The organism is Bacteroidales bacterium, from assembly GCA_013141385.1.
In the GTDB taxonomy this organism is placed as follows: Bacteria; Bacteroidota; Bacteroidia; order Bacteroidales; family Tenuifilaceae; genus UBA8529.
Genome location: JABFRB010000005.1, coordinates 12,243 through 24,317 on the forward strand (window position 1 = coordinate 12,243; position 12,075 = coordinate 24,317).

A 12,075-nucleotide genomic window follows, 5' to 3' on the forward strand; every position below is an offset into this window, starting at 1 on the left:
TTCTTCAATTTCATGAACCTATTCAGATGATCCAACAATAAATGTACTTCTACTATTAATAATGAAAAAGGTAAAGTGTCCAAGAAAAAAACCCTAATTATCAAAAAGCATAAAAGGCAATTGTATTGCTTAAAGGTCAGTATCTGTCGTAATAAAAAGTTAAGTGTCCGCAGTTCTCACGTTTTTACATTGAAAATTTCGATACTAAATTTACGATATTCCATATATCAATGTCAATAGATAGCACAAAAATATATTTCAGTCCACTTAACATAGTTTCAAACTACATTTTCCTAGCAAACGTTCTTAAACCGCACATGAATCAATAAATTTAAATTAACAAAAAAAACGCCACCAGTATTGGCAGCGTTTTTTAAATTGCTTATTAAAACCTTATTTCGAATTTTCCTTTATCTTTTTCATAATATCTGCCTTAATTTTTACTGGGCAATCCTTAACCTGACAGTTTTGTGGTGGTTCCTTATGTTCTTTATTACTTGCAGGTTCCCATCCCATAAAAAACAGAAGAACAAAAAAGCCAACGATATAGGCTAAAGTTACATGCCATCCTTTTCTTAACCAAAGCATTACATTTCGTGATTCTGGGAATTTGTTGGTAATCGCCACGCCCGCTGATGAACCAAACCAAATCATTGACCCACCAAATCCAACTGAGTAGGCAAGCATACCCCAATCGAAGTGACCCTGTTCGAGGCAAAGCTTTGTTAATGGAATATTATCAAATACCGCAGACACAAATCCTAGAATAAATGCGGACATCCAAGAAGCATCTGGCAATGTTTCAACAGGCATAAACGATGCCGCTGTAACCAAACACATCAAGAATATTGAACCCTTAATTGACGCACCAATTTCGCCCCAAGGAATCTTTGTAAAGATTGCACCAATCAGTATAGCAATCCACACGCCGAGTGCAGGCATATCATAGTATACGTTTGATAAGATAGCGCCTATCAAAATCAGTACAACAACTCCCAGACGAACCCAATCAATCTTAGCCCCTGGTTTTGCATCAGCTGTAATTCTCTGATGCTTATCTTGCTGGTGAGCAGCAAACCAAGCAATAATAACAAGAGCAACTCCTGCTGCAATAAATCCATGTAGTACATTAAATGCCGAAACGCCGTCAATCCACATCATGGTTGTTGTTGTGTCGCCAACAACACTACCAGAACCCCCAGCATTTGAAGCAGCAACAATACCTGCAATGTAACCAATATGTACCTTATTCTTAAATACAACCAATGCGATAGTACCCCCAATCATTGCGGCAGCAATATTATCGAGGAATGAAGAAAGAATAAATACGAATACTAAAAGCACAAAGGGACCTTTCCAATCATTGGGTAAATATTTTGGAAGAATATCGGGAACTCCTGATTCCTCAAATATCTTGGCAAGTACTGCAAAGCCTAATAGTAACCCAAGAAGGTTTAGTAAAATACCCCATTCCCCTTGGCGCAACTCCTTATGCAAAAACTGATCTACTAAAGAATTAGTGCCCAGGAAATGCTCGAAAAAAGGATATCCTGCTATAAAAATCAACTTATATAAAACAATAACAGTTAAACCTGTTAGAGCAACATAAAATGTTTGATGATGAAAAAGTGCTACACCAAGAAGGGTTAATCCAAATAGAAAAAACTCAATTCTGATTCCTCCAATCGAAGGGCCAGCCGCTCCACCCTCTGCAAAAGCAAAATAAGGGATTAAGATTAAGGCCGAAATCATTAATAGCCATTTAGTAATTTTTGATGCCATAAATAGATGTTTTAATTATTTTGCTAATTCTACTTTGACAGATTAGATTTTTACTTGATTTTTGACTTCATCGAACTCGTTTCACTTCGGTTCTACTTTTTAACCCCTTGCCCTAAAGGGAGAAGGCAGAAAAATCAACCTACACCCTTTAGAGGCAGGGGTAAATTAGGTTGATTTTTCGTGTATTTTTCGAATCTGTCAAAGTAGAATTAATATATTCATTAATTTTAAGCAAGTAAAAGTAGAAAAATATAATTTGTTTCTCCTTTAGTTTTGACAAGAAAGTATAATTCAGATTGAAAAACTAAATGTTTTTCAATCATGTAAGTCTTTGCTAAATTTGAAATCGTCATAAAATATATTTATCTGATTATTAAATACATAAAATATAAAACAACATGATTTACATCTTCAACACTTCTTTTTGTTATTTTTGTATGCCTCAAAGCAAAGGAATATAATATTAACTCTATTTTTCGAATGAAAAGAAGTCCTGCTTTGTTTGTCTTGATTTTTGCTTTTAACTTATCAATGGGTCAAATCGATAGCACTTCGATTAATATAAACAATCAGATTACAGATGATAAATTGCTTGAAAAGGGATTTTATAAAATTACTCAAAATGATTCTATCTATCTTCTGATTAAAAATAGGAGTATTGTCAAATTTCTTGATTTTTCAAATTGCCAACATTCAACGACTAGAAAAGCCAAACATAAACTGAAAAAATTTCTCGACAGTACTGAAACTATTTTTAGAGCATCGGGTCAAAATTTATTATATGAATCCAAGTATAGAATAATTTCAAAGGACTTGAAGATTGATCTTAATCAAAGAAATAAGGAGTTTTACTTTATTGAAAATTACACCTATAGTTTATTCCCTCGAAATTTCTTTGGAGTTTATACGGCTGATTATTTGAGGGTCAAAGGTCAGTTTTCTATTAAAATATTAAACTTAACGCCAAGAGGGAAGTATGTAAAATTTGAGTGCAACAACGACTATCTTTCCTCCAATTTTAATGCAGAAGAATATATCCATTCCATTATTAAATCTAAAGATACAATCCCCTTAATGATTTGGTTTCCAATGATTGGTTCAGGAAGGATAATCAAATCAGGTAAGCTGAATAAGTGCATTGAAGAATCACTCTCAAGCGAAAATCTATTTAAATATCAAAAAACATTTTCAACATTTCCAGATACTTCTCGTCTAATTTGTTTAACCTACAACAAATATTTCCCAAATGATGGTAATCCATCGCTGTTTCAGCCATACCTTGAGATATTTTTTACAGTCTATGGCAACAATAGTACCATATTAATTTCTAATGGGAAAGGCTATTCTTTTTATACATTTGATAAGATCTCAATAATACGAGAGTTTATCAGAAAAACTTTTAAAAATCCAAATTAAGTTTCAACAAGATGACAATTATTCAAACAATTATTCTATCCATCATCGAAGGATTGACTGAATTTCTTCCAGTTTCATCAACCGGTCATATGATACTTGCTTCGAGTATAATGAAAATTCATGACGATGCTTTTGTAAAAACTTTTGAGATTGCAATTCAACTTGGAGCAATTCTGGCCATAGTAATGCTTTATGCTAAACGTTTTTTTCAAGGATTTTCTATATATTTTAAACTCGGCACAGCCTTTCTTCCAACAGCAATTATTGGTTTTTTAGCATATCCCTTTATTAAAGCCTATTTGTTCAATCCCGTAATTGTAGCCGTTTCGCTTATAGTAGGTGGTATAGTTCTTATTCTAATCGACAAAAGGGTCGTCAACCAACAAAGTAAGACCGATGTACTTGAAAGTATAACCTATAAGAATGCTTTTTTCATAGGTCTTATTCAGTGCATTTCCATGATACCCGGTGTATCAAGAGCTGCTGCTACAATTACAGGTGGTGTATTCAACGGTTTGAATAAAAAACAAGCAACTGAATTTTCTTTTCTTCTTGCCGTTCCAACCATGTTTGCTGCTACTGGATACGATTTATTAAAAACACCAATTATATTCTCAAAACATGAAATAATCCTTTTAGGAATTGGATTAATTGTTGCTTTTATTACTGCTTGGATTGCTGTAAAAATATTTCTTAAAATTGTAGAGAATTATGGGTTTAAGCATTTTGGTTACTATAGGATTATAATTGGTATCATTTTTCTACTATTGATAAGATAACTAAAACCTAAAGTAATGAGATAAGGGTGTGGCTTTTGTCGCACCCTACTATGCAATATTAAATTCAAATAATTTTAGATTTAATGTAGGCAATAAGTATTGGAGTTGCATGGAATGAAACAAGACTGATGATATCTTGGGTTAGCAACAAGATAACTTGAAAATTGATTATCTAAATCCTAGATAAGGAAACTGAAAAGAGAGACACCCCCCGCACAAAAGCAAAGTTTGTTCGTTCTCTACTTGACTCCCTTCACTGTCTTATATCGCTTTGCTTACCAATCCATTCAATTGATAGTCTATTATCGTGTTGTGAATCTTTTCGCTTTTGTCAAATGAATTTCTGCATTTGCACGTAGCGAAAAACTCCAAATCTGAAAATATTAAAAAACCCGTCCTATTTATGAGCTTTTATAAAACACAAAGGATAAATAAATTTTTTGCATTGTAAACATAACAAATATCATTGTTTTAGCAAAAAAAAATATTATAAAATAAACCCATCCTCTTGTTTTTTTTAATAAAAAAAGTTTTACATTCGCCACTGCAATTGAAAAAACATATGCCATATATAGTTCTATATGTGACATTTATGTTGAATCTTGTTATAAAATAATTGTTGTGTTTTTATTTTTTATCAAAACGATCATTTGAACAAATTCATATGATCTGGCATTTTATTAACTAAATATTTTAAAAACAATCCTTATGACAAAAAAGTTTCTGGGCATGACTGGTGCGTTACTTTTCCCGATTGTAGTATCGGCCAGTGAGGCAGATTTGAAAATTCCTACGCTGGATTCAGGCCAAAACAATCTATTACTGTTTGGTTTTCTGATATGCTTATTGGGCTTCGGCTTTGGAGTATTTCAGTATTTAAAGGTAAAACGAATAAAGGCGCATTCATCAATGCTTGATGTAGCCCAAATAATATTCGAAACCTGTAAGACGTATCTTATTCAACAAGGTAAATTATTAATGATTCTTTTTGCATTCATTGCAGCTTGTATCGTTTTTTATTTTGGGTATTTACAGCACAACTCTTTTGGTGGTGTAATGCTTATCCTGATGTGGGCAGTAATTGGAATATTAGGTTCATATAGCGTTGCATGGTTTGGTATTCGTATGAATACACTTGCCAATAGCCGTATGGCTTTTGCCTCACTTGAAAGAAAGCCTGTAAAACTCTTTAATATACCCCTAGATGCGGGCATGTCAATAGGTGTGCTATTGATTTCTGTTGAGCTCATAATGATGCTTACTATACTTCTATTTGTTCCTCGCGAATATGCTGGAGCAAGCTTTATAGGATTTGCTATCGGTGAATCATTAGGTGCAAGTGTGTTAAGAATTGCTGGTGGAATTTTTACAAAAATCGCAGATATTGGTGCCGACCTAATGAAGATTGTTTTTAATATAAAGGAGGATGACCCGAGAAACCCAGGTGTTATTGCTGACTGTACAGGTGATAATGCAGGTGATAGCGTTGGGCCAACTGCCGATGGATTTGAAACATACGGTGTTACTGGTGTTGCACTTATATCTTTCATAGTACTTTCGGTTACAAATATTAAATATCAAACTGAACTTTTAACCTGGATTTTTTTGATGCGAATACTGATGATTGTAACATCAGTACTTGCATATTGGATTAATAGGATTCATAGCACATATCTTTATACTGGTAAAGACGATATCGACTTTGAACGTCCACTAACCCGACTAATTTGGATATCCTCTATCCTATCAATAATTGGAACGTTTATATCTAGTTATTTCCTAATCGGACCAGGAACAAACCTTGGGTCTGAACATCCTATTTTATGGTTGGCATTATCTGCTATTATCAGTTGTGGAACTTTAGGGGCTGCAATTATACCGGAATTAACTAAGAAATTTACAAGTCCAAACTCAAAGCACGTAAAAGAGGTTGTTCAGGTTTCTCGCGAAGGGAATTCATCCCTAACAATTCTCTCTGGATTTGTAGCTGGTTGTTTTAGCGCATTTTGGATGGGAATCATATTCATAATGTTGATGTTTTCTGCGCTCATCATCAGTCGATTTGGCCTACATGAGATTATGACCTACGAGACAATTTTTGCTTTTGGATTGGTTGCTTTTGGGTTTCTAGGTATGGGACCAGTTACTATTGCGGTTGATAGCTACGGACCTGTAACCGATAATGCGCAATCGATTTACGAATTATCGCAAATTGAGCAGCGACCCGGTGTAGTAAAAGAAATTGAGCGTGATTTTGGATTTACTCCTGATTTTGAAAAAGCAAAATACTACCTAGAGGCCAATGATGGGGCTGGTAATACTTTCAAAGCAACAGCGAAACCTGTTCTAATCGGCACTGCAGTCGTTGGAGCAACAACCATGATATTCTCGCTAATCTTAGTTATTCAAAACCAACTGAACATCGATCCCGATAAGATACTCAACCTGCTTAACCCATGGACAATAATTGGATTTATTGCTGGAGGTGCAGTTATTTACTGGTTTACAGGTGCATCCACTCAGGCAGTTACCACTGGAGCCCATAGAGCAGTTGAATATATTAAATTGCATATCAAACTTGATGATGAAGCAGATACAAAAGCAAGTACTGAACACTCTAAAGAGGTGGTCAAAATTTGTACTCAGTACGCTCAGACCGGGATGTTCAATATTTTCATTGCGGTCTTCTCTTTCGCCTTAGCATTCGCCTTCATGTCGGCACCTACGGGAACCGGTGATGTAGCCAAAACCGCATCAATCTCATTATTTATAAGTTACCTAGTTTCTATAGCAGTTTTTGGCCTTTTCCAAGCCATTTTCATGGCCAATGCTGGAGGTGCTTGGGATAACGCCAAAAAAGTTGTTGAGGTAGATTTGAAAATGAAGGGTACACCCATGCATGCTGCTACAATTATTGGCGATACAGTTGGCGATCCTTTTAAAGATACTGCATCGGTAACTTTGAATCCGATCATTAAGTTTACAACTCTTTTCGGGTTACTTGCCATGGAGATTGCTATTTCAGAATCATTTAGGGATTTAGCACCCTATGTAGGTGTGGTTTTCTTTGCTATTGCATTATATTTTGTTTGGAGATCGTTCTATAAAATGCGTATTCCTGCAATTATTGAATAAACATTTTCATTTCAAAAAAGCCGTCTCAAAAATGAATTGAGACGGCTTTTTTAGGTTATTTTCAAAATGAATCTACCTTTAATTGAATTAAAAAAAACATTTCAAAACTGAAACCTCCATTATTTACACCGATTATACCAAAACACATCAAGTATAATATACACCAAATTTTTTTAAACATTCTCCTCCAAAAAATCGTAAACAATTCTGGCATTTAAATTGTATTCAAAATGGAGTTTAATAAAGATTAAGAATTAAGACCCTATTAATCTTTCATTCAATTTTTATACATTTGATTTTTAGTATTTTTATCTTTTAAAATAATTTCATGACTCCTCCTAAGGAACACAATCATTTTCAGTCAATTAAAAAAGCGAAAAGAAACCAGTTGATGATCCATTTAAAAACTATGAGAAAAGTCCATTTCATAATAATAGGTATCCTGTTCACTCTTCCACCTACACTATTTGCTCAGTCCAAATCTTCAATTATTCTGGCAGATAATCTACTTATTACTCATTCGGTTAAGTGTTGTGGGTTAGACAATTGTAGTTATTATCATCTAAAAGGTAATCCCCAGCCAGAGGATAAAAATATTTACAAGTTGATTGCCATTGGACAAGAAAATGAAATCAAAAAATACTTTAATGAGATTACTCTCGATGAATTAATGAGATCTGACACTGGAAATATTGTCAAGGCATTTAAAAAACTTAATACAAAAGAAAAGGTTACACGTACAATTTGGATTTTGGAGGAGGTCAAAAACCGAACCTTCGAAATTAAAAAATATGTTTACGAGGAACTCGAAAAGGTTGATTACAATAAACCATCGTTCTTTTTGAAACAACTGATAAACAACTACTTTACTAATTTAAATGAAAAAGAAGTTACTCTGACTGAAAAGGTCACAGCGCTTCAAAAAAAGATGAATAGATAGCCAAGATAATTTTTAAAAAATGCTCCATTAATAAGATCTATTTCAGTAAATTTGATAAACTTGAAATATTTCTGGAATCACTTAAGCATTCATTTAAAACCTGAATATCTTGATTCTTTTAGAATAGGTAAAAGTCTAAAAACTATATTTGTATATAAATTATCTAACGATATTAACATAATTCCAATAATTATTAATTTAATAATAAAGCATATGAAGAAGTCAATTATTTACTTGGTAACCTTTTTATCAATCGCTTTCATGTTTAACTCTTGTACGAAAGATGATAATTTTGATGAAGCACTACTTGCAGGGAAATGGCAATCGGGTACTGTTTTTTTCAGATACTCAAGCGATGGTAATGGTGTTACATGGGATACTGCTGATGATGTTACGGAAGCTGAAGGTCAAATATTCACTTGGACATTAAAGAAAGCGGAGTTGACTCAAATACATATTATGTCTATTGGGGGCAACGTACCAAAAGTTTATACTGTAACTGAATTAACCACAACTTCGCTTAAGTATCATGATAGTTTTGGCGTGAACTACTCATTTACAAAGGTGTAACCTAACTTTATTCTTCGAAACAATTGGTGTATTGCCAATCTAAAGGGTATTGACATACGCCTTTTAGATTGGTTTGAGTTAATTAGGTTAATCAAATAAAATCCTAGTGACTTGTTGGTTCTTCAAACGGAGACACTCACAAGTTAGTTTTTCAGCAATTTGCGTTTTTTTAGTCTTTAAAAACAAAATCGTACAGTAATGAAAAAAATATTTAAAAGAATACTAATTGGATTTGTTGTATTGATATTTCTTCTGGTATCAACCATTGGAATCGCAATATGGTTTGTTTTTACCCCTGAAAAACTAACACCAATAATTCGTAAACAAGCCGCTAAGTATATCACCTGTAAATCCGAAATAGGAAAAGTAGAACTTACCTTCTTTAGTACTTTTCCACAGTTTGGTTTAAAGGTTAGTAAGTTTGTGTTGATAAATCCAGTGATCAATGCACCCTCAGATACTTTGATTAGTACTGATCAACTAATTGGTGCTGTTGATGTACGAGCATGGTGGAAACGCAATGAACTGGTATTAACAAATCTGCAACTATGCAATGGAAAAATAAATGCATTTGTTGATAGTTTAGGGCACACTAACTTTGATATTACCCCTAAAGATACAATTCCAGCACCTCCAGATACGACAAAATCTGAAATGCCATTTCGATTTATCGATATAAAGAATGTTGAATTTGATAACATTGCTCTTACCTACCTCGACAAAACCCAAAAGATGCAGGCAAAAATAGACAACCTAGTTGTTCTTTTCTCAGGGTCATTAATCTCCGATACTCTTAATATGCATTTGAATGTTAATGACTGTATAATGTCATTTAATTACGAGGGGGAAGACTATTTGAAGAATGCATCGATAAAGATGAATATGCCTGCGCAAGTAATTTTATCGAAACAGTTCATAAAATTTGGTGATGCTGAAGCTTCTGTCAATGATATAAGTTTAGCTTTCACAGGCACTGTTGAGAACGATACAATTCATAAAAGAATTAATACTGATATTAACTATAAAAGCAAGACATTCCCTATAACAAGTGCTATTACACTAATACCGCCATCCTATCAATCATATGTAGAAGGATTGAATGCCGTTGGCACAGCTTCCTCCGATGGCAAAATCACCGGGTTTTATTCCGACACAAAGTATCCATTAATGGATATACATATAGTACTTTACGAAGGGACTATTAAATATGCAAGCCTTCCATTACCGCTAACTAATACACAAGGGGATTTTACATTCTACTCCGATTTAGCTGACGATGCGTTGACCTATTTTCGCATCAATAAGTTCAGTGCCAACACACCCAAATCGTCATTTAGCACAAGTGGTATAATTACGCATTTATTTTCCGATATCTACTGCGATTTGACCACCTCAACGAACAATCTCAATCTTGTTGAATTTGCACCTATGATTCCAGCCGATATGAAGATGACCATAAAGGGAAATGCTTCTGGTACGATTAGGACAGCCTTCTCAATGTCGCAGTTGGATAAAATGCTTTTGGATAAGATGAAATTTTCAGGTTCAGTAGCACTCTCAAACTTCGATGTGCTATATGATAGCATTTATATGAAAACGGATTACTCAACAGTTGATTTTTCATTGCCAAACTCCAATACATCTAATAAGAATACACAATTTGTCTATTCAAAAATAAAATCAAAAAACCTTGAGGCTGGTACGTTGAAAAGTTATAAAACCTTCATGAAGAATGCCTTGATATCTCTTGAGACTTCTGATGTAATGGATACTACTCGATTACCAGATGTAGTTTGTACTTTTGCTATCGACTCACTTGCTGCAAGTATGGATACTATAAAATTCACAGCACGTAAGCCTAGCGGAAATTTCACTATGTCATCCAAATCCAAAAAGGATAAAAATTCACAGGATAAAATAGTACTGGCCTATAGCAATGAAAGAATGGAAACCAACATGGGTTCCAAAATGTCAATGCGAATGAACAAAGCCAATTTAAATGCAGATGTTGTTAACTTCATGACCAATCCAGCAATTAAACTTGCTTTTTCAGGAAATAGTTTGGCAATGCGAATGGATACAATCACTGTTGGTATGGATAAAGCGCAAATGAATACTGAAGTTACTGACTACTCAACTCAGCCTAAAGTAAAATTTGCTTATTCAAGTGATAATTTAGATATTCAAATGGGTAAAAATAATTCGGTACGAGTTTACAAAATCCAAATGAACACTGATGTAGCAAACGATACAACTCAAAAAGACATATTTTTACAATGGCCCGTAAAAGGTTCTCTAAATATGGAAAATGGAATGATATCTATGTCATCATTTACCAAACCCTTTGAAATTCCTTCCATTAGAATGGATTTTGATCCAGAAGTATTTAATATAAAGGAAAGTAAACTAAAGATTGACAGATCTGATTTTAGTCTTACAGGAACATTAAAAAATATTAAATCATACTTCAAGAAAGACTCACTTCTACGTGGTAATTTCAATTTTGAGTCAAATCAAACCGATGTGTTACAACTAATGAGTTTAACAAGTGGTATTGGTAGCGAAAAGACCGATTCGATTACCAAACCTGCTACTGCGGATCCTGCTACTGCATCTGGCCCATACATGGTTCCTAAAGGAATGGATGTAACACTTAGAACAAAAATTAATAAAGCATTTTTTGGCACCGAAATAGCCAAAGACATTAGCGGAGATGTAAGAGTAAAAGATGGTATTCTGGTATTGAATGATTTAATTTTCACAACACCAGCATCCAAAATGCAACTTACTGCAATGTATAAAACACCAAGAAAAAATCATATTTATGCAGGGTTCGACTATCATATGCTTGACATAGAAATTGAATCGCTACTTAAAATGATTCCAGATTTGGACTCAATAATGCCGATGCTTCGTTCATTTAAGGGTAAAGGTGAGTTTCATATGGCAGCAGAGACCTACCTCGATTCAATGTATAATCCCAAAAAATCGACTATACGTGGAGCCTCATCAATTAAAGGTCATGATCTTGTCCTGATGGATGGTGAAACCTTTTCCGGAATATCCAAAATGTTATTTTTTAATAAAAAAACTGAAAATAAGGTAGATAGTTTATCGGCAGAGTTTACCGTCTTCAAGCAGGAAATTGATGTTTATCCATTCATGTTGGTAATGGACAAATATAAAGCGGTGGTTTCTGGTCGACATAATATGGATATGAGCTTTAACTACGACATTTCTCTTGTTCAACCTTTAAAACTCTGCTTAAATATAAGTGGTACTATGGATAAGATGAAAAAACGACTTGTAAAGTGTAAATATGGAGATCTATACCGTCCCACATCTAGGATGATGGTTCAAAACAAACAATTGGAGTTGCGAAGGATAATTCGTGAATCGCTACTTAAGAATGTAAAAAAAGAATAGGATTATCCATTAATTGTTAATTCAATG

The 12,075-nt window shown here is 33.9% G+C and carries 6 protein-coding genes and 1 pseudogene; 6 read left to right on the top strand and 1 reads right to left on the bottom strand.

Going from position 1 to position 12,075, the window contains the following annotated elements:
- Positions 1 to 489: 489 nt before the first annotated feature.
- A pseudogene (locus tag HOO91_03865) lies at positions 490 to 1,677 on the bottom strand (citrate transporter).
- Between the two features lie 585 nt (positions 1,678 to 2,262).
- Between HOO91_03865 and HOO91_03870 the strand changes: the two are divergent.
- The 6 genes from HOO91_03870 (at position 2,263) to HOO91_03895 (ending at position 12,048) form a co-directional block, all read left to right on the top strand.
- Positions 2,263 to 3,198, top strand: a complete 936-nt coding sequence (locus tag HOO91_03870) for a hypothetical protein (GenBank protein ID NOU16675.1) — start codon at positions 2,263 to 2,265, stop codon at positions 3,196 to 3,198.
- Between the two features lie 11 nt (positions 3,199 to 3,209).
- Entirely contained in the window at positions 3,210 to 3,977 is a 768-nt protein-coding gene (locus tag HOO91_03875; protein NOU16676.1) for an undecaprenyl-diphosphate phosphatase, read from the top strand.
- A 708-nt stretch (positions 3,978 to 4,685) separates the two neighbouring features.
- Entirely contained in the window at positions 4,686 to 7,112 is a 2,427-nt protein-coding gene (locus tag HOO91_03880) for a sodium-translocating pyrophosphatase (protein NOU16677.1), read from the top strand.
- A 409-nt stretch (positions 7,113 to 7,521) separates the two neighbouring features.
- Complete coding sequence (locus HOO91_03885; protein ID NOU16678.1) at positions 7,522 to 8,052, top strand: hypothetical protein; 531 nt, start codon at positions 7,522 to 7,524, stop codon at positions 8,050 to 8,052.
- 213 nt (positions 8,053 to 8,265) lie between these two features.
- Positions 8,266 to 8,622 carry a hypothetical protein gene (locus HOO91_03890; protein ID NOU16679.1) on the top strand — a complete coding sequence of 119 codons (357 nt, stop codon included), beginning with the start codon at positions 8,266 to 8,268 and terminating at the stop codon, positions 8,620 to 8,622.
- Between the two features lie 198 nt (positions 8,623 to 8,820).
- Complete coding sequence (locus HOO91_03895; protein ID NOU16680.1) at positions 8,821 to 12,048, top strand: hypothetical protein; 3,228 nt, start codon at positions 8,821 to 8,823, stop codon at positions 12,046 to 12,048.
- Positions 12,049 to 12,075: the final 27 nt, after the last annotated feature.

Bases quoted from the DNA above. Each gene is read 5' to 3' on its own strand.
- HOO91_03870 (NOU16675.1), top strand. From the start codon at position 2,263: ATGAAAAGAAGTCCTGCTTTGTTTGTCTTGATTTTTGCTTTTAACTTA.
- HOO91_03875 (NOU16676.1), top strand. From the start codon at position 3,210: ATGACAATTATTCAAACAATTATTCTATCCATCATCGAAGGATTGACT.
- HOO91_03880 (NOU16677.1), top strand. From the start codon at position 4,686: ATGACAAAAAAGTTTCTGGGCATGACTGGTGCGTTACTTTTCCCGATT.
- HOO91_03885 (NOU16678.1), top strand. From the start codon at position 7,522: ATGAGAAAAGTCCATTTCATAATAATAGGTATCCTGTTCACTCTTCCA.
- HOO91_03890 (NOU16679.1), top strand. From the start codon at position 8,266: ATGAAGAAGTCAATTATTTACTTGGTAACCTTTTTATCAATCGCTTTC.
- HOO91_03895 (NOU16680.1), top strand. From the start codon at position 8,821: ATGAAAAAAATATTTAAAAGAATACTAATTGGATTTGTTGTATTGATA.